Raw genomic sequence first — 16638 nt, forward strand, 5'->3', positions numbered from 1 at the left:
CGGACGGAGAGGATGCGGCAGCAAGGACAGCGGCAGTGGTCATGAAATGGCCTTCCTTCGATCAGGTTGCGCGGCTGCCCCCTTCGGCCATTCCGGCCGGGACCCGGCGGATGAAGCACGTTCTGCCCCCCATGCGGGCGGCACGAAACGGTCCCTCCTCACCCGCAATCACCGGCTGGATGCGCAGCCTCCCCCTGCGCCCCCTGAGATGCTTGCGCCAATGCGCTGCATCCGATGCTACAGGCTGTTTGCCGCGATGTGCAATCATGAAGAAATCCCGGCCTCACCCGGCCTCGAAGCGGGCGCGCAGATGGTCGCGGGCCAGCGCCACCGCCTCGGCCATGCCGGCGCCGCGGCCCACATGCACCGCGATCGCGCTGGCCAGGTGGCAGCCGGTCCCCCGCAACGTGCGGGCAAGCCGGGGTGCCCGCATCGCCACGGGGTCATGGCCGCCGCGATAAAGACGATCCTCGCAGATGGCGGGCGTGTCGCGGTGGCCGCCCTTCACAAGGACGGCGCCGCATCCCGCGTCCAGCAGCCCCTGCACCACAAGATCCTCGGCCGCGCCGGACGGCAGACCCAGCGCGCCGCCGATCGCCGCCAGTTCCGGGATGTTGGGTGTCAGCAGCGCGGCGCGCGGCACCAGCAGCGCCAGCAGCGCGGCCAGCCCGTCCGGTTTCAGCAACACCCCGCCCGAACTGGCACGCAGCACGGGGTCGAGGACCATCGGAACACCGGGCGGCAAGGCGGATGCGACGGCGGCCACGGTCGCGGCGGTGGCCAGCATGCCGATCTTGACGGTGGCCAGCCCCTCTTGCGCGGCGAGGCCGATCTGCGCCGCGACGGTGCCCGGCGGCACCGGATGGACGGCCGCGACCCCGCCGGTGCCCTGCGCCGTCACAGCCGTCGCCGCGACACGGGCGGGCTGGTCCAGCACCGCCGCCGTCGCGGCATCCCGCAGAAGGCCCGCCCCGCCGCTGGAATCAAGCCCGCCAACGAAAAGGACCGGCCGGATCACGGGCACAGCACCGCTACCGGCACCTCGCTGCGGGCCGCCAGCGCACGGGCGGCCCGCCATGCCCGCAAGCCGGTCGCGCAGCAGAACACCACCCGGCCCGACTGCCCGACCGACATCGTGGGCAGATCCCCGGGCGCGACCCTGATCGCCCCCGGCACCGGGGGGACCGGGCATTCCGCGGCGCTGCGCAATTCGACCACCAGATCGCCGGACGCCAGGTCGGCGCGGGAAAGGACCTGCGGGCCGGGCTGTTCAGGGGCGGCGGCGCCGTCGAAGCGAAAGCCCGAGCATCGCCAGCTGGCAAGGTCCAGCGTCATGAACTGGCCCAGCGGCGAGGGGCTGTGACCCAGCAGCACCGACAGCACCATCTGCGCCTGCATCGCCGCCAGCGCAGCGACCGCCGGTCCCATCACCCCCGCGGTTGCGCAGCTTTGCAGACGGGCGGGCAGGTCCGGAAACAGCGTGCGATAGCAGGGCGCACCGCCACAGAAACCGCCGACATGTCCGGCCCGGCCCTGCACCGAGGCGCTGATCATCGGCCTGCCAAGGGCGGCGCACAGGTCCGACAGGGCATAGGTCACGACGAAAGCGTCGGCGGCGTCGACCACCAGATCGGCCCGCGGCACCTCGGCCCGCGCCAGCGCCGGATCCATCCGGGCGACCAGCGCGCTGGCCCGGCAGCCGGGGTTCAGCGCCGTCAGCGCGGCCGCGGCGACGCGCGCCTTGGGCCGGCCGATATCGGCGGTGCGATAGAGGATCTGGCGGTGCAGGTTGCTTTCCTCGACCCGGTCGGGATCGATGATGCGCAGGTGCCCCACCCCCGCCCCCGCAAGCAGCGGCAGCAGGACCGAGCCAAGCCCCCCCGCCCCGACGACAAGCACATGCGCGGCGGCAAACCGCGCCTGGCCCTGGGGGCCGATCTCTGGCAGGATCGTCTGGCGATCATATCTCATGGCGCAAGGCTCCGGGTGGCGGCGATCCAGTCCCGGCAGCGCGCCTCGGGCTGCGGGGCCATCGCGATGTCGGTGACGACGGCGGCGCTGTCTGCACCGGCGGCGAACAGGGCGGGCAGCCTCTCGGGCGTGACGCCGCCGATGCCGACCAGCGGCACCGGCCCGGCAAGACGCTTCCACGCGCGGACCCGCGCAAGCCCCTGCGGCGCCCAGGCCATCCTCTTCAGCCGCGTGGGCCAGACCGGCCCAAGCGCCACATAGGCGGGCCGATGCGACAGCGCGCGGTCCAGTTCGGCCCCGTCATGGGTCGAGAGGCCGAAGGCGATGCCGGCGCGGCGCAGGGCCGCGAAATCCGCGCCGTCCATGTCTTCCTGCCCCAGATGGACCGCCTCGCAGCCCAGATCCAGGGCGATGCGCCAGTGATCGTTCACCACAAGCAGCGTGCCATGAGCGCGGCACAGGTCGCGCGCCCGAGCGATCTGGCGGCGCAACTCGGGCTCGGGCAGGTCCTTGGCGCGCAGCTGGATCAGCCGCAGGCCAAGCGGCAGCAGCCGCGCCAGAAGGTCCACGCCGCCGACGATCGGATAGAACGGGTCCAGCCTCATCACCCCAGCCGCGCCATGCCGAGGACCGGGGTCGAGGGCACCGCCATGTCGCGCGGCGGCATCAGGCCCGCCTCATGTGCAAGGCGCCCCGCCTCGACCGCCTGTCCGAAGGCCCGCGCCATGCCGACCGGGTCCAGCGCGCGGGCGACCGCCGTGTTCAGCAGCACCGCGTCGAAGCCCATCTCCATCGCTCGCATCGCCTGGCTGGGGGCGCCGATGCCCGCATCGATCACCAGCGGCACATCGGGGAAATGCGCCCGCATCGCCCGCAATGCCTCGGCATGGCGCAGCCCCTGCCCCGATCCGATCGGCGCGCCCCAGGGCATCAGCACGCGGCAGCCGGCCTCGACCAGCCTTTCGCCAAGGATCAGGTCCTCGGTCATGTAGGGGAAGACCTCGAACCCCTCGGCGCACAGGACCCGCGCCGCCTCGAGCAGCGCGAAGGGATCGGGCTGGAGGCTGTCGGCATGGCCGATCACCTCCAGCTTGATCCACCCGGTGCCCAGCAATTCGCGTGCCATGCGGGCGGTGGTGATCGCCTCGGCGGCGCTGTGACAGCCGGCCGTGTTGGGCAGCAGCCGGCAGCCCGAGGCCCGCAGGAGGTCGCGGAACCCCGCACCCTCGCCGCCCTCGCGGCGCAGCGACAGGGTGATGATGCCCGCGCCCGAGGCCGCGATGGCGTCGCGCAGCAGCGCGGGCGAGGGGTAGCCCGCCGTGCCCAGCATCAGGCGCGAGGCCGGTGTGAAGCCGTAGAACATTCAGCCCCCCTGCATCGGCGACAGCACCTCGACCCGCGCGCCGGGATGCAGCGGCGTCACGGCCCGCAGCGGGCGCGGAACGAAGACGCCATCCAGCGCGGTCGCCACGCTGTCGGCGTCGAAGCACCGTTCGCAGAGCAGTTCGGCCAGCGTGCCGGCCCCGGTGGCGATACCTTCGCCGTTCAGATCAATCTGCATGGGCAGGGTCCCTTGTGAGGATGTCGGCAAGATCGCCGGCAAGCGCCGGCGCCATCAGGAAGCCGTGGCGATAAAGGCCGTTCAGGTGCAGCCGGTCGCCGCAGCGGCGGATCGCGGGCGTGTTGTCGGGGAAGGCGGGACGCAGGCCCGCGCCGGTGGCCAGCAGTTCGGCCTCGGCAAAGCCGGGATGGACGCTGTAGGCGGCCGACAGCAGCTCGACCACCGCGCGGGCGGTGACGCCGCCTAGCCGCGCGCTTTCCACCATCGTCGCCCCTATCATGTAGCGGCCCGCCCCGCGCGGCACGATGTAGCAGGCAAAGCGCGGGTGCAGCAGGCGCAGGCTGCGCGACAGCCTGACTTCCGGGGCCAGCAGCTCGAGCATCTCGCCACGCACCGCGCGCAGGTCGGGCAGGTCAGGCGCCGCGCCCATCCCGCGGCAATCCACGATCCGCCCGCGCGGCGGGCCGTCCCGAAACGCCACGCCGGACGCCAGCAGCCGCCCCCTCAGCGCATCCAGCGCGACCCGCGGGTCCAGATGCGCCTCGGCCCGGTAGAACAGCCCGCGCGCAAAGCGGCCCTGCAGCGCGGGTTCCAGCGCGGCGGGATCGGCCCAGCCATGGCCGGTCGTGGCGCGGGCCAGGCGGTCCAGCTCGGGCGCATCGCGCGGCGCGGCGACAACCAGCGTGCCGCGCCGCACCACGCCCGGCACACGCGACCCCCACCAGTCTGCCGCGCCCTGCCCGCGCGCCACCACCACCTGCGGCGCGCCGTCACCCTCGCAGAACGGCGCCAGCATCCCGCCGGCCAGCGAGGACGCCGGCAGCGGCTCGGCGGCGGGCGCGATCACCTCGACCGGCAGGCCGCGTTCGGCCAGCACGGTCGCGGCGCACAGCCCGGCGACGCCCTGCCCCAGAACCGAGATCACGCGACCGGCTCGGCATCCGGCCCCGCCACCGGCACATAAATCGCGCCGCCCTCGCGGAAGCGTTCGGCCATGTCGGTCAGACCCTGCTGGCGCCTGGCCTCTGCGCGGATGTCATGGCTGATCTTCATCGAGCAGAATTTAGGCCCGCACATCGAACAGAAATGCGCGACCTTGTGCGCCTCGGCGGGCAACGTCTCGTCATGCATCGCCCGCGCGGTGTCGGGATCGAGGCCGATGTTGAACTGATCCTGCCAGCGGAACTCGAACCGCGCCCGCGACAGCGCGTCGTCGCGGGCCCGTGCGCCGGGATGGCCCTTGGCCAGATCCGCCGCGTGGGCAGCCAACTTGTAGGCGATCACCCCGGTCTTCACGTCGTCCCGGTCGGGCAGGCCGAGATGTTCCCTGGGCGTGACGTAGCACAGCATCGCGGTGCCGAACCAGCCGATCATCGCCGCGCCAATGGCGCTGGTGATGTGATCATAGCCCGGCGCGATGTCGGTGGTCAGCGGGCCAAGCGTGTAGAAGGGCGCCTCGTGGCAATGCTTCAGCTGCTCGTCCATGTTGGCCTTGATCTTGTGCATGGGCACATGGCCCGGCCCCTCGATCATCACCTGGCAATCCCTTTCCCACGCGATCCGGGTCAGATCGCCCAGGGTGTGCAACTCGGCGAACTGGGCGGCGTCATTGGCATCCGCGATCGAGCCGGGGCGCAGCCCGTCGCCAAGGCTGAAGGAGACGTCGAAGGCGCGCATGATCTCGCAGATCTCGTCGAAGCGGTCATACAGGAAGCTTTCGCGGTGATGGTGCAGGCACCATTTCGCCATGATCGAGCCGCCCCGCGACACGATCCCCGTGACCCTCCGGGCGGTCAGCGGGATATGCGCCAGCCGCACCCCGGCATGGATCGTGAAGTAGTCCACGCCCTGTTCGGCCTGTTCGATCAGCGTGTCGCGGAAGATCTCCCAGCCGAGATCCTCGGCGACGCCGCCGACCTTTTCCAGTGCCTGATAAAGCGGCACCGTGCCGATCGGCACCGGCGCGTTGCGGATGATCCAGTCGCGGATGTTGTGGATGTTGCGACCGGTGGACAGGTCCATCACCGTGTCCGCACCCCAGCGGATGGCCCAGACCATCTTCTCGATCTCCTCCTCCATCGACGAGGTGACGGCCGAGTTGCCGATATTGGCGTTGATCTTCACCTTGAAGTTTCGGCCGATGATCATCGGCTCAAGCTCTCGGTGGTTGATGTTGGCGGGAATGATGGCGCGACCGGCCGCGATCTCGGCGCGCACGAAATCGGGGGTGACCAGATCGGGCAGCGTGGCGCCGAAGCCCTCGCCGTCGCGGCTGTGGGCGGCAATGCGGCCCTCGTTCTCGCGGATGGCGACGAACTCCATCTCGGGGGTGACGATGCCGGCGCGGGCATAGGCAAGCTGGGTGATGGCGCGGCCGCCGGTCGCCCGCAGCGGGTCGCGCCGCACGGGAAAGGCAGGCGTCAGCCGCGCGCCGGTCGCAAAACCGTTGTCAGCCGGCTGCACCGGGCGCGCGGCGGTCGGCGCCACCTCGCCGCGCAGGCGCTGCCAGCCACCGCGGATGTCGGGCAGCCCGCGCGCGATGTCGATCTGCGCATCGGGATCGGTATAGGGACCCGACGCATCATAGACCGTCAGCGGCGGCTCGCCCGTGAGGGCGATCGACCGCATCGGCACGCGGATGTCGTGCAGGCTGCCGCCCAGATGGATCTTGGACGATGCCGGCAGCGGGCCGGTGGAAATCTTCGGGCTGGTCATCTGTGGTCCTTCCTCGCGAAAGACCCGGGCCGAGACAGGAAGCAGAAAGGGGCCCGCGGCCCCGGAACGGGGCTCGACCGGCCCGAAAAGGCCCCCGGAGCGATGCCATGGGGAATGCCCTTCGGTCTTCCTACGCCAGTGTCAACTGGGTCAGGTTCAAAGGGTCGCTTCACCGGGGACCGAACGGATCGGCACCCCTGTCAGCCTCTCAGTCCCCGTGGCGGGACTCCCCTGACGTTGGGGCAGGTTGTCGATTTGCGCGCCGGCCGTCAACCGCAAAAGAACAGTCATGCGGCATTGCCGGCCCGCGAGGTCGCGCGCCGGCATGCGCGGCCTCAATAGTGGTAGCCCAGCCGTGCCTCGAACCCCAGATCCAGCTGGCTCCTGATGAAGGCAAGGTCGTCATCCGAGATCCGCTTGGGGGCCTCGCGCTTCATCCCTTCGGGCCAGCCGCCGAGGCGCTTGGTGGGAAGGCTCAGCTCCGCCTGCCGGCGCGACAGGCCAAAGCTGCGGCACAGCGCATCGAGGCAGGCCCCGGTGTCCTTCAGCACGTCCTCCTGACGGGTATAGACGACGTTGCAGCGGCGGTTGCGCAGCCCCTCCAGCGCCTGCATCTTGGCGGTGCGCATCCGCAGCACATTCTCGAAGGCGCGGCCGGTGATCGGGTGGCGATCCGCCTGCAGGGGCCTGCCGATCATCGGCGTGCCCTGGTATCTGCGGCGCATGAAGCGGTTGTCGATCACCGTCTCCCAGGGGCAGCGGATGAATTCGGAAAATCCAAGCGCCTGCATCTGCGGGCTGGCATGCCAGGGGCTGGTATACAGGCTGAGAAGCCAGGACAGCGCGTTCCGGTAGCTGACGACGATCAGCAGATGCTCGGGGATCATGTCGAAGGTCGGAAAGCCGTGCTTCCAGTATTCAAGCGCAATGGGGCGAACCTGCATGTTCTCGCGGATGACCCATTGCAGGTAGTTCGTCCCCGAGGCGCGTTCGCCCATCACGAAATAGCTGCGCGGCGTCGCCCGGTCGGCCCGGATGGCGTCGAAGGCGGCGGCCGGGGCGGGAGAGGACGGCAGGTCGGTCGTGGTCACGGCGATCATTTCTTCTGATGTCGGTCCGGGGTTGCCGCGGCAGGCTCAGGCCGCCGGTTCTTCCAGCGCCGCGTTGGCATTGAACTTGCCCCAATGGGCGGGGTCCAGCTTGAGGTCCGGCAGGAAGTCGCAGATCTTCTCGATGGGGTCCTCGGCAATGTCGAATTCGACCAGCTTGCCCGGCTTGTCCGCGAAATATGCGCGCACATTCGCCAGATGCGTGTCCCATTGCCGCGCCCACAGCGCGCGCACCTCGTCCTCGCTGGCAAGGCCGCTGCTGGCCAGGAACTTGCGCATGTAGGTGCCGTTGTTGTGGTGCGTGCGCGAGCGCAGCCACTTCGCCCGGTCGCGCAGGTTCAGGATGAAGCGGCTGCGCGGATACTGGGCGTCAAGCTCGGGGAACAGGGTGAAGGCCGCGAGATACCAGTGCTGGGTGTTGGATTCCATGTCGCTGTACATGACCCTGCCGTCGATGCCGCGCAGCAGGGGGTTGCCGGCGCTGCGGTTCAGGAACATCTGCTCGGCCAGGTTGGCCTTCTGGCCCTTGGCCACCTGATAGCGGCAATGGATCGCCGCGTGGCCTGACTTGCGAAACAGCTGCGTCAGGCTGGTCGTGCCGCATTTGTTGAAGCCAATCACGAACACCTTGCTCGCCATGCGAAACTCCTTCGGCCGCGCACCCCTGCGTCGCAGTTAACCGAGCCGCCCCGTGCTTGCAACAGCCCGGGCCCGCCTCGGGCCGCCGATGTCGGGGCCGCGCACGGGTTTGCGATATTCATGGGCGATTTTCCGTTCTATGGTATGGCGCCATGAAATCGCCGGGGTGACCCATGATGATCCGTGACGATGGCCCGCCGGGCGGAACCGCCACCATCGGCCAGACGCTGCTTCAGTCGATCCGCGGCGACATCCTGCGCGGCCGTTTGAAACCGGGCCAGCGCCTGCGGCTGGAACGGATGCGCGAGGCCTATGGCGCCAGCGTCACGACCCTGCGCGAGATGCTGAACAGGCTGGTGGCCGAAAGCCTCGTCATCGCCGAGGGCCAGCGCGGCTTCGAGGTCGCGCCGGTCCGTGTCCGCGAGCTGCGCGAACTGGCCGAGATGCGGATCATGCTGGAATGTCACGCCATGCGCCAGTCATTCGCGCAGGGCCGCCTGCCGTGGGAGGCCGAGGTCGTGTCGGCCCATCACATGCTGCGGTCGGTCGAACACGGCCTGATGGGCGGCGAGGCGGACGCGGTGGCGCAATGGGTGCATTACGACTGGAACTTCCATCGCGCGCTGGTGTCGGCTTGCGACATGCCGACGCTGATGGCGACGCATGGCAACATCTTCGACCGGTATATCCGCTATCACCTGCTGGCGCTGGATTTCCGCGGCGCCGCCGTGGCCGAGGATCACGCCCAGCTGCGCGACCTGGCCCTTGCGCGGCGCACCGAGGATGCCGGCGCCCTGCTGGTCCGGCATATTCGCGCCGGAATGGAGCATGTGATCGCCTCGGGCAGAATCCCCGGCTAGGCGGCCGCGCGGTCGGCCACCAGATCGCGCAGCAGCCGCAGCGCATGGCCATAGCCGCGCGCCCCGCCGCCAGCCATCACCACCGTCGCGACCGGCGAGACCAGCGACCGGTGATAGATCGACTCGCGGCGGTGGACATTGCTGATGTGATATTCGACCAGAGGATGCGGATACATCTTCAGCGCGTCCATCACCGCCATCGAGTAGAAGGTCCAGGCGGCAGGGTTGATCAGCAGCGCCGACGAGGCGTCGATGGCCTCGTGGATCCAGTCGATCATCTGGTATTCGGCATTGGTCTGCCTGAACACCAGCCCGGCCTCGCCCGCCGCCTCGCGGCAGATCCGCTCGACCTCGGCGAGGGTGGTCGGCCCGTAGATTTCCGGCTCGCGCAGGCCCAGACGGTTGAGGTTTGGCCCGTTCAGGACGTGGATGGGCTTGGTCATCGGCTCACCCCTGGTATCCCAGTTGCCGCGGCAGCCACAGCGACAGATCCGGCACCAGCGTGATGACCGCCAGCGCGACAAGCAGCGCAAGAAGGAAGGGCATGATCTCGCGCACGATCCGTCCTAGCGGGCAGCCCGAGATGTTGCACATCACGAACAGCAGAAGCCCATAGGGGGGCGTGATCAGCCCCAGCATGATGTTGACCACGCAGACCACGCCGAAATGCACCAGGTCGATGCCGAGGGCGCTGGCGGTCGGGATCAGCACCGGTACGACGATCAGAAGGATCGTGGTGCCCTCCAGCAGGCAGCCCAGCACCAGCAGGACCGCGTTCACCACCAGCAGGAACTGCAGCGGCGACATCTCGAACCCGGCCAGCCACTGGCTGAGGGCTGCGGGAATGTTCTCGACCGTGACGACATAGTTGAAGACCAGCGCCCCGGCGATCAGCATCCCGATCGAGGTCGTCGTCCGGGCGCTGGCCAGCACCGACTGATAGGCGCTGCTCCAGCTGATCGAACGGTAGAAGAAGGCCGAGATCAGCAGGGCATAGAGGGCGGCGATGGCCGCGGCCTCGGTCGGCGTGGTGGCGCCGCCATAGATCCCGCCCAGCAGCACGATCGGCATCATCAGGGCCGGGAAGGCCTGGAAGGTGACCTTCGGCAGGTCGCGCAGCGGCACCGGGTCCTCGACCGGAAAATTGCGGCGCCGCGCCGAGGCGATGACGATCACCGCCTGCACCAGCCCCATCAGCAGGCCCGGCAGCACCCCGGCCAGGAACAGGTAGCCGATCGAGGCATCCGAGACCAGCGAGTAGACGATCATCGGGATCGAGGGCGGAATGATCGGCCCGATCACCGCCGTCGAGGCGGTCAGCGCGGCGGCGAAGGCGGCGGGATACTTGCCGCCCTGGGTCATCATCTTCTGCATCAGCTTGCCCGAACCCGCCGCATCGGCGATCGCCGATCCCGACATGCCCGCAAAGATGATCGACTGCACCACGTTGACCAGCGCGAGCCCGCCGGGAAAGCGCCCGACGAAGGCGTTGCAGAAGGCCAGCAGGCGCAGCGTCATCGAGCCCGCATTCATCAGTTCGGCCGCGACGATGAACAGCGGCACTGCCAGCAGGATGTAGCTGGAATACATGCCGTTCAGCAGCTGCTCGGCCGCGGTGCCCATGTCGAGGCCCGCCAGCATCAGATACAGGATCGACGAGGCGATCATCGCGTGTCCGATCGGCAGCCCCAGCAGGCACAGCAGCACGATCGAGATGATCGACAGGGTGAACGGATCGGTCAGGCTCATGTCTGGCCGTCTCCGCGCTGGATCTCGCCGGTGCGCCGGCCGGCCAGGGCGCCAACGAAGAGCCAAGCATAGCGGATCAGCACCGCAACGGCGAAGATGACGTAGATCGAGAACAGCCAGTCATAGCGGATGTCCAGATACGAGGTCTTCTGGATCTTCATGAAGGTCACATAGTCCCACACGGCCGGCAGCGAATAGCCATACAGCGCCACCAGCGCCGCCGAGGCGATGAGCGTCATCACCCGCCGCGCGCCCGGGCCGACGCTGCCATAGACGATGTCGAAGCGGATCTCGTCGCGCTCGCGCAGCACGAAGGCCGCACCCCACAGCACGACCCACAGCCACATGGTGATGGTCAGCTCGTTCGCCCCGCCGACCGGCAGGTTGAACACATAGCGCGAGGCGATCTGCACGATGAAGGCGGCGAACATCACCGCCAGCATCAGCGCGGCGACGTTCTCGGCGCGCCGGTGCAACCACCCCGCGATTCGCGTCATGCGGTCCATGAATTCCTCCCGGGCCTGCGGCAGCGGCGCGGCGGGCCTGCGCCACGCCACGCCCTGCCCGTCACGTCAGATCGCGTCGCCTCGCATCGGGTCCCGTCACATCGCGTTGATGCGCTCCAGCATCCCCTCGGGCCAGTCCTTCGAGATGTCCGAGTCCAGATACATCTGCTGCGCATGGGCCCGGAAGGCGTCGATGTCTGGGGTATAGATCTTCAGCCCGCTATCAGCAAAGCTCTTGGCCAGTTCCTCCTCGCGCGCGAGATGCTGGGCCTGGCTCCAGTCGATGGCGGCGTCGGCGGCCTGCTGGAAGGCTGCCTGCTGCTCTGCACCCATCTCGTCCCAGACCTTCTGCGAGATCACCAGAAGGTCATAGCCAACCAGATGCGAGGTCATCGCGATCTGCTTCATCACCTCGTAGAACTTCATGTTCTCGACATTCGGCAGCGGGTTGTCCTGCCCGTCGATGGCGCCTGTCTGAAGCCCGGTATAGACCTCTGCATAGGCCATCGGCGTCGGGTTGGCGCCCAGCGCCTGGCCCAGGAACTGCCAGGCATCGCCGCCCGGCATCCGCAGCTTGACCCCGGACATGTCGGCGGGCGTCGTGATCTGCTTGTCGATGTTCAGCCCGACCTGGCGGGTGCCGAAATAGGTCGGCCCGAGGATGTGGATGCCCAGCTGATCCTCGGCCATGGCCTTCATCTCGGCGCCGGCCTCGCTGTTGAAGAAGTCGCGCATATGCGCCGCATCGCGGAACAGATAGGCAGAGGTCAGGATCGAGAAGGCCGGGATCTGCGTGGCGATGTCCTGCGGCGCGACATTGCCCATTTCGAGGTTGCCGCGCTGGATCGCGATGATCTCGGTGGTCTGCTTGAACAGGGTGCCGCCGTAATACAGCTCCATCTCGGCACTGTCGCCGACCGCCTCGGCCAGCTGCTTCATCATGTCGGCGCGGATGTCCTGTTCCGAGAACACGGCGGAAAAGCGCAGCTTCGGCTTGTCCTGCGCCGATGCGGGCATCGCCAGCGCCATTGCCAGCGCGCTGGCCGCAAACAGCCCAAGCGTCTTGCGTCGATCGAACATTCGGTTTCCTCCCTCGAATGATCCCGGTGTCGACCGGAAGCCTAGCACGGGCAGACCCGCGCTTGCCACAGATTATCCATTTTGTAGGTTATTTTTGTTTTTGTATGCAATTTATGGCGGCATCAGTCGTCGTCATCATTGCCATCATCGCCGTCGTCATCATGGTCCCATCGGCCGCGCCCCCGGCGGTCGCCACCATCGTCATCGTCGTCGCGGCCGTGCCGGTAGCCATCGTCATCCTCGCCCTGCCAGCCGCGCAGGCGGTATCCGCCGTCCCGGACCGAATGGCCGGTCAGGATATGGCCGTTGATGATCCGCAGCAGCCGGTCGACATCCGCCTGCGCGGGCGCCGGCGCGGTGGTGATCGCGGCCAGCACGAGGCCCGCCGCCGTGAGGGTTTTCAGACACTGCATCAGTCGCTCCTGTGGGTTGCCGCTTCGCGAGGAAGCACGCGGCGACTACGCAGGGGGCCGGATCCTATTCCCGGTCCGGCGCGGTTCCGGCCGGCCCAGAGATGGGCGGCCTGCCGGAAAGGCGCAGAAACAGCCGCCTGCCCCGCGCCAGCAGCGGATAGACCCGCGCGGCACGGCGGGGCGACAAAAACAGCCGTCGCTGCAACCCGTTCAACAGCCCCGCGGGTCCCGACAACACCGCCAGCAGATGCACCGCCTCGGGGCCGTGGAACTGCCGGCCCTGCCAGATCGCGACCATCCCCGCATCAAGGTCCAGCCCCGAACGCAGCGCCGCGGCGACACGCGGATCGCCGCCGCGCGCATCCAGCAATGCGACCGGGCCGACCGTCTCGCGCAGCCGCATCATCGCAACATAGGAGGCGCAGAAAGGGCATTGCCCGTCATAGATGATCGTGATGCCCTTGGTCATGACCCCCAGATGTTCGATTGCGCCGGTCGCAGGAATAACGTGCCACGCCACGCGCAATTCCACGGGCAGGCAGGAAAGGAGGATCGTCGGAAATGAGGTTCGGGGCAATCGCCGCATCGCTGGCCGGGCGGGCGTCGGCGACGCTGTCGCAGCCGGTGTCGGGGGTGTCGCTGGCGATGGTGCGCATCGCACTTGGCGCGCTGCTGGCCTGGGACTGCTGGCGCTTCATCCGTCACGACCGGGTCTTCCGCTACTGGGTCGAGCCAGATTTCCACTTTGCCTATGGGGGCTTCGGCTGGGTGACGCCCTTGCCGCCGCCCTGGATCCATGCGGCGTGGCTGGCGATGGGCCTTGCCGCCATCCTGGTGATGCTGGGGCTGTTCTATCGCGTCGCGATCGTCGTGCTGACACTGCTGTTCGGCTACTTCTTCCTGCTCGACAAGGCCGAGTATCTGAACCACTTCTACCTCGTCATCCTGTTGCTGATGCTGATGTGCGTCCTGCCGGCCCATCGCACCCTGTCCCTGGACGCGCGCTTTCGTCCGGCGCTGCGCGGCGCGCAGGTGCCCTATGCCGCGGTGTTCATCCTGCGCGCCCAGATGGAGATCATGCTGGTCTTTGCCGGTCTCGCGAAGCTGACGCCCGACTGGCTGGCGGGCGAGCCTCTGGGCCTGTGGCTGCGGGATCGGGCGGGCGGGTTTCCCCTGGGCTTCCTGTTTCAGCATGACGCGGCGATCATCGCGGCCGCCTGGGGAACCACCGCGCTGCATCTGATCGGCGCCACCCTGCTGCTGTGGCGGCGCAGCCGGCTTGCGATCTTCGCGGTCTACTACGTCTTTCACGCCGCGAACGCGATCCTGTTCAACATCGGCATCTTTCCCTGGCTGACCATCGCCGCGACCACCATCTTCTTTTCCCCCGACTGGCCGCGCCGTGCAGCCCGCCGGCTGATGGCCTGGTTCAGGCCGGTCCCCCCGCATCAGCCGCCGCCCCCAGCCGCGCCGCGAAGGCTGCCGGCGGTCGCCCTGCTGGCCATGGCTGCCTGGATCGCGGTCCAGCTGGCGCTGCCGCTGCGGGCGGCAATCTTTGCAAGCGACCTGCGGTGGAGCGGCGAGGGACACCGTTTCTCGTGGCGGATGCGCCTCCATGACCGTCAGGCCGACGGGGTGTTCGTCGTCACCTCGGACGAACAGGAATGGACCGTCCGGCCCACCGACTACCTGACCGCGCGACAGGCCGGCAAGATGCTGGTGCGTCCGGACATGATCCACCAGTTCGCCGGGCATCTGGAAGCGGTGTGGCGGGATGCGGGGCATGGCGACGTCGCAGTGCGCGCGGCGATCCGCAAATCGCTGAACGGGCGGCCCGCGCAGGCCTTCGTGGACCCGACCGTCGACCTGACCGCGATTGCCCGGTCGCCGCTGGCGGGCGATCCCTGGATCCTGCCTCTCAGGCATCCGGTCTGGGGCGTGGTCGACAACCGCGCCTTGCGATCGCCCGTCGGCATCCGGCCCTGACCCGCGAGGCATTTCAGGCGGCAGCCCATGCCTGCCGCGCGATCCCCGCCAGCGTCAGCGAATCCTGCCAGCGGTCGGACAGGTCGGTGCCGTCAGGCCCGGTGATCGCATAGGGGGCGGGCCCCAGCTCGCAGGTGAATACCAGTTCGGCCGCAGGGCCCGCGCGGCGGCGCCAGTCGCGGAAGCCCAGCGTCCACCAGTCGCGGAACAGATCGACCCAGGGGCGATGCTGCGGAAAGCCGATCTCGATCTGGATCTGCTCGCGCGAGGCGACGCGGCCGTGAAAGGCCCAGGCATTGCGCAGGATGCGATGGATCAGGGCGTGGTTCTCGTCGCCGACGGGGTAAGGAAATTCGCGGCCGACCAGGAAATGCGACAGATCGGCCAGCAGCGGCAGGTCGGGGCGGTGGTCCAGCAGGTCCAGCGTGAAGTGCAGATCGCAGGTCATGCGGTCGCGATGCGTCTCGATCAGCACCGGTATCCCCGCGCGGTCGGCAAGCCCGATCCAGCCGTCCAGCAGCGGCAGGCACTCCTCGACACGGCGCGGGCGCAGGTCGGGTTGCAGGTTGACATGGCTCACCGGAAACGCGGCCGCCAGATCCAGCGTCGGGCGCAACTCGTCGACGCTGCGGGGAAAGCACACGGCCTCGATTCCGAGGCCGGTCCCGGCGATGGCGGCGTTCAGCGTCTCGACATCGCGGCGGTTGGTGTAATGCGCGCTGATCCCGTCAAACCCCGCCTCGGCGATCATCGCGATGCTTTCGTCCAGGCTGCGTTCCCGGCCATCGGGCTGCCGCCGCTCCATCGCCCAGAGCGACTGGAAGATCGCAAGCCGCTGCATCACGCAGCCTTGGCCGTGCGCAGCAGCGCCTTGAGGGTGATGGCGGGATCGGCCAGCGCGCTGGGGTCGGGCCGCGCATCCGCCTCGATCAGCATCTCGGCCAGCCGGATATCCCTTGCCACGCAGTTGCCCGGCCCCAGCCCGGCCGCGGCGACCAGCCGGCCGCCGTCCAGATGAAAGCTCAGCTCTGCATCCTGCGCGATGATCCGGCGCACCATCGCCTGATCGGTCGAGGGCCGGCCGGCGATCTGAAGGCCAAGGTCGAACTGGTCCGACCAGAACCACGGCCGCGCGACATGGGCCTGGGACGCACCCAGCATGTTGCGGGCCGCGGTCTCGGCCTGAAGGCGGGCGTCGCGCCAGCTTTCAGACCGCCGCGCCACGCCGGCCTCGTCCCTGACGCTGGCGCAGTCGCCGGCGGCCAGGATGCCCGCATGGCTGGTGCACAGGAACCGATCGGTCAGGATGCCGTTCGCGCAATCCAGCCCCGCAGCCTCGGCCAGCGCGGTGTCGGGACTGACCCCGATCGCCGCGACGATGTGATCGGCCGGGATTCGCCGTCCGTCGGCCAGAATGACACCGCCCTCCTCAAGCGCGGCGACGCCGGCGCCCAGATGGAAGGTGACGCCCTCGGCGAGGTGGCGGGCGTGGAGCCGGGCCGCCAGGTGCGGTGGCACGGCGCGACCAAGCGGCGCGGCTGCGGACTCGACGACCGCGACCTCGGCGCCGCGGACGCGCAGCGCGGCCGCCAGTTCCATGCCGATCAGGCCCGCGCCGATGATCGCCACGCGCGCACCTGCGGTGCCGCCGGCGAAGATCCGCGCGGCGTCAGCGTCGCTGCGGAAGCCGCGGGCAAGCCCTGCGCCGGGGCAGGCCAGCCGCCGCGGTCGCGCGCCGGTCGCCATCAGCAGCCGGTGCCAGGGCAGTCGGCGCCCATCCGACAGACGGACGGACCTGCCGGGCGCATCGACCGCCGTGGCCGAGACACCCGGCAGATAGTCGATCCGCGCCGCGCGCAGAGCCGCGTCGTCGCAGATCGGCTTCCGGTGAACGGCGCCAGCCAGGGGCTTGGACAGGGGCGGACGCTCGTAGGGCAGCCCCGCTTCGGCACCGATCAGGGTGATCGCCCCGTCCCAGCCCTGCTCGCGCAGCGCGAACGCCGCCCGGGTGCCGCATTCGCCCGCCCCGATGATCACCATTGCGTCCAT

General features: G+C 69.0%; 19 protein-coding genes. 2 read left to right on the top strand and 17 right to left on the bottom strand.

Going from position 1 to position 16638, the window contains the following annotated elements:
• Positions 1-283: 283 nt before the first annotated feature.
• The 9 genes from Q5Y72_RS10010 to Q5Y72_RS10050 all read right to left on the bottom strand — a co-directional run bounded on the left by Q5Y72_RS10010 (position 284) and on the right by Q5Y72_RS10050 (position 7995).
• Positions 284-1018, bottom strand: a complete 735-nt coding sequence (locus Q5Y72_RS10010) for a bifunctional hydroxymethylpyrimidine kinase/phosphomethylpyrimidine kinase (RefSeq protein ID WP_305963275.1) — start codon at positions 1016-1018, stop codon at positions 284-286.
• The gene (locus Q5Y72_RS10015; RefSeq protein WP_305963276.1) at positions 1015-1971 is read right to left on the bottom strand and encodes a HesA/MoeB/ThiF family protein; all 957 of its coding nucleotides are present in this window, start codon (positions 1969-1971) and stop codon (positions 1015-1017) included. The genes Q5Y72_RS10010 and Q5Y72_RS10015 overlap by 4 nt, the downstream gene beginning before the upstream one ends.
• Positions 1968-2576 carry a thiamine phosphate synthase gene (locus Q5Y72_RS10020; RefSeq protein WP_305963277.1) on the bottom strand — a complete coding sequence of 203 codons (609 nt, stop codon included), beginning with the start codon at positions 2574-2576 and terminating at the stop codon, positions 1968-1970. Before Q5Y72_RS10020 ends, Q5Y72_RS10015 begins: the two co-directional genes overlap by 4 nt.
• On the bottom strand, positions 2576-3334 hold the full coding sequence (locus tag Q5Y72_RS10025) for a thiazole synthase (protein WP_305963278.1): 759 nt from the start codon (positions 3332-3334) through the stop codon (positions 2576-2578). Before Q5Y72_RS10025 ends, Q5Y72_RS10020 begins: the two co-directional genes overlap by 1 nt.
• Positions 3335-3532: a sulfur carrier protein ThiS gene (gene thiS / locus Q5Y72_RS10030; RefSeq protein WP_305963279.1), complete on the bottom strand. Its 198-nt coding sequence runs from the start codon at positions 3530-3532 to the stop codon at positions 3335-3337. It lies immediately after the preceding gene.
• On the bottom strand, positions 3522-4457 hold the full coding sequence (locus Q5Y72_RS10035) for an FAD-dependent oxidoreductase (RefSeq protein ID WP_305963280.1): 936 nt from the start codon (positions 4455-4457) through the stop codon (positions 3522-3524). The genes thiS and Q5Y72_RS10035 overlap by 11 nt, the downstream gene beginning before the upstream one ends.
• Positions 4454-6247 (bottom strand): phosphomethylpyrimidine synthase ThiC, encoded by a 1794-nt coding sequence (thiC, locus tag Q5Y72_RS10040; protein ID WP_305963281.1) that lies wholly within the window; start codon positions 6245-6247, stop codon positions 4454-4456. Before thiC ends, Q5Y72_RS10035 begins: the two co-directional genes overlap by 4 nt.
• 335 nt (positions 6248-6582) lie before the next feature.
• Positions 6583-7338: a hypothetical protein gene (locus Q5Y72_RS10045; RefSeq protein WP_305963282.1), complete on the bottom strand. Its 756-nt coding sequence runs from the start codon at positions 7336-7338 to the stop codon at positions 6583-6585.
• A gap of 45 nt (positions 7339-7383) precedes the next feature.
• A complete protein-coding gene (locus tag Q5Y72_RS10050; protein WP_305963283.1) occupies positions 7384-7995 on the bottom strand; it encodes a sulfotransferase in 612 nt (203 codons plus the stop codon).
• A gap of 176 nt (positions 7996-8171) precedes the next feature.
• On the opposite strand from Q5Y72_RS10050, the gene Q5Y72_RS10055 reads away from it, so the two are divergent.
• Entirely contained in the window at positions 8172-8855 is a 684-nt protein-coding gene (locus Q5Y72_RS10055; RefSeq protein ID WP_305963284.1) for a GntR family transcriptional regulator, read from the top strand.
• On the opposite strand, the gene Q5Y72_RS10060 is transcribed toward Q5Y72_RS10055, so the two are convergent.
• From Q5Y72_RS10060 to Q5Y72_RS10085, 6 genes are all read right to left on the bottom strand, one after another.
• Complete coding sequence (locus Q5Y72_RS10060) at positions 8852-9298, bottom strand: type II 3-dehydroquinate dehydratase (RefSeq protein ID WP_305963285.1); 447 nt, start codon at positions 9296-9298, stop codon at positions 8852-8854. The two genes, Q5Y72_RS10055 and Q5Y72_RS10060, sit on opposite strands and share 4 nt — an antisense overlap.
• Positions 9299-9302: 4 nt before the next feature.
• The gene (locus Q5Y72_RS10065) at positions 9303-10604 is read right to left on the bottom strand and encodes a TRAP transporter large permease (protein WP_305963286.1); all 1302 of its coding nucleotides are present in this window, start codon (positions 10602-10604) and stop codon (positions 9303-9305) included.
• Positions 10601-11110, bottom strand: coding sequence for a TRAP transporter small permease (locus Q5Y72_RS10070; protein WP_305963287.1), 510 nt, complete (start codon positions 11108-11110; stop codon positions 10601-10603). Before Q5Y72_RS10070 ends, Q5Y72_RS10065 begins: the two co-directional genes overlap by 4 nt.
• A gap of 96 nt (positions 11111-11206) precedes the next feature.
• Positions 11207-12190, bottom strand: coding sequence for a TRAP transporter substrate-binding protein DctP (gene dctP / locus Q5Y72_RS10075; RefSeq protein ID WP_305963288.1), 984 nt, complete (start codon positions 12188-12190; stop codon positions 11207-11209).
• Between the two features lie 122 nt (positions 12191-12312).
• The gene (locus Q5Y72_RS10080; protein WP_305963289.1) at positions 12313-12603 is read right to left on the bottom strand and encodes a hypothetical protein; all 291 of its coding nucleotides are present in this window, start codon (positions 12601-12603) and stop codon (positions 12313-12315) included.
• A 64-nt stretch (positions 12604-12667) separates the two neighbouring features.
• A complete protein-coding gene (locus Q5Y72_RS10085) occupies positions 12668-13072 on the bottom strand; it encodes a DCC1-like thiol-disulfide oxidoreductase family protein (RefSeq protein WP_305963290.1) in 405 nt (134 codons plus the stop codon).
• A 92-nt stretch (positions 13073-13164) separates the two neighbouring features.
• Between Q5Y72_RS10085 and Q5Y72_RS10090 the strand changes: the two genes are divergently transcribed.
• The gene (locus Q5Y72_RS10090) at positions 13165-14589 is read left to right on the top strand and encodes an HTTM domain-containing protein (RefSeq protein WP_305963291.1); all 1425 of its coding nucleotides are present in this window, start codon (positions 13165-13167) and stop codon (positions 14587-14589) included.
• A gap of 13 nt (positions 14590-14602) precedes the next feature.
• Here Q5Y72_RS10090 and Q5Y72_RS10095 read toward each other — a convergent pair whose 3' ends face one another.
• Both Q5Y72_RS10095 and Q5Y72_RS10100 read right to left on the bottom strand, forming a co-directional pair.
• Complete coding sequence (locus Q5Y72_RS10095) at positions 14603-15430, bottom strand: sugar phosphate isomerase/epimerase family protein (RefSeq protein WP_305963292.1); 828 nt, start codon at positions 15428-15430, stop codon at positions 14603-14605.
• Positions 15430-16638, bottom strand: coding sequence for an NAD(P)/FAD-dependent oxidoreductase (locus Q5Y72_RS10100; protein ID WP_305963293.1), 1209 nt, complete (start codon positions 16636-16638; stop codon positions 15430-15432). Before Q5Y72_RS10100 ends, Q5Y72_RS10095 begins: the two co-directional genes overlap by 1 nt.

This window comes from Paracoccus spongiarum (genome assembly GCF_030732095.1).
Lineage (GTDB): Bacteria > Pseudomonadota > Alphaproteobacteria > Rhodobacterales > Rhodobacteraceae > Paracoccus > Paracoccus spongiarum.

Coding starts and splice junctions, on each gene's coding strand:
- Q5Y72_RS10015 (WP_305963276.1), bottom strand. CDS start 1,971: ATGAGATATGATCGCCAGACGATCCTGCCAGAGATCGGCCCCCAGGGC.
- Q5Y72_RS10020 (WP_305963277.1), bottom strand. CDS start 2,576: ATGAGGCTGGACCCGTTCTATCCGATCGTCGGCGGCGTGGACCTTCTG.
- Q5Y72_RS10025 (WP_305963278.1), bottom strand. CDS start 3,334: ATGTTCTACGGCTTCACACCGGCCTCGCGCCTGATGCTGGGCACGGCG.
- thiS (WP_305963279.1), bottom strand. CDS start 3,532: ATGCAGATTGATCTGAACGGCGAAGGTATCGCCACCGGGGCCGGCACG.
- thiC (WP_305963281.1), bottom strand. CDS start 6,247: ATGACCAGCCCGAAGATTTCCACCGGCCCGCTGCCGGCATCGTCCAAG.
- Q5Y72_RS10050 (WP_305963283.1), bottom strand. CDS start 7,995: ATGGCGAGCAAGGTGTTCGTGATTGGCTTCAACAAATGCGGCACGACC.
- Q5Y72_RS10055 (WP_305963284.1), top strand. CDS start 8,172: ATGATCCGTGACGATGGCCCGCCGGGCGGAACCGCCACCATCGGCCAG.
- Q5Y72_RS10060 (WP_305963285.1), bottom strand. CDS start 9,298: ATGACCAAGCCCATCCACGTCCTGAACGGGCCAAACCTCAACCGTCTG.
- Q5Y72_RS10065 (WP_305963286.1), bottom strand. CDS start 10,604: ATGAGCCTGACCGATCCGTTCACCCTGTCGATCATCTCGATCGTGCTG.
- Q5Y72_RS10070 (WP_305963287.1), bottom strand. CDS start 11,110: ATGGACCGCATGACGCGAATCGCGGGGTGGTTGCACCGGCGCGCCGAG.
- dctP (WP_305963288.1), bottom strand. CDS start 12,190: ATGTTCGATCGACGCAAGACGCTTGGGCTGTTTGCGGCCAGCGCGCTG.
- Q5Y72_RS10080 (WP_305963289.1), bottom strand. CDS start 12,603: ATGCAGTGTCTGAAAACCCTCACGGCGGCGGGCCTCGTGCTGGCCGCG.
- Q5Y72_RS10085 (WP_305963290.1), bottom strand. CDS start 13,072: ATGACCAAGGGCATCACGATCATCTATGACGGGCAATGCCCTTTCTGC.
- Q5Y72_RS10090 (WP_305963291.1), top strand. CDS start 13,165: ATGAGGTTCGGGGCAATCGCCGCATCGCTGGCCGGGCGGGCGTCGGCG.
- Q5Y72_RS10095 (WP_305963292.1), bottom strand. CDS start 15,430: ATGCAGCGGCTTGCGATCTTCCAGTCGCTCTGGGCGATGGAGCGGCGG.
- Q5Y72_RS10100 (WP_305963293.1), bottom strand. CDS start 16,638: ATGGACGCAATGGTGATCATCGGGGCGGGCGAATGCGGCACCCGGGCG.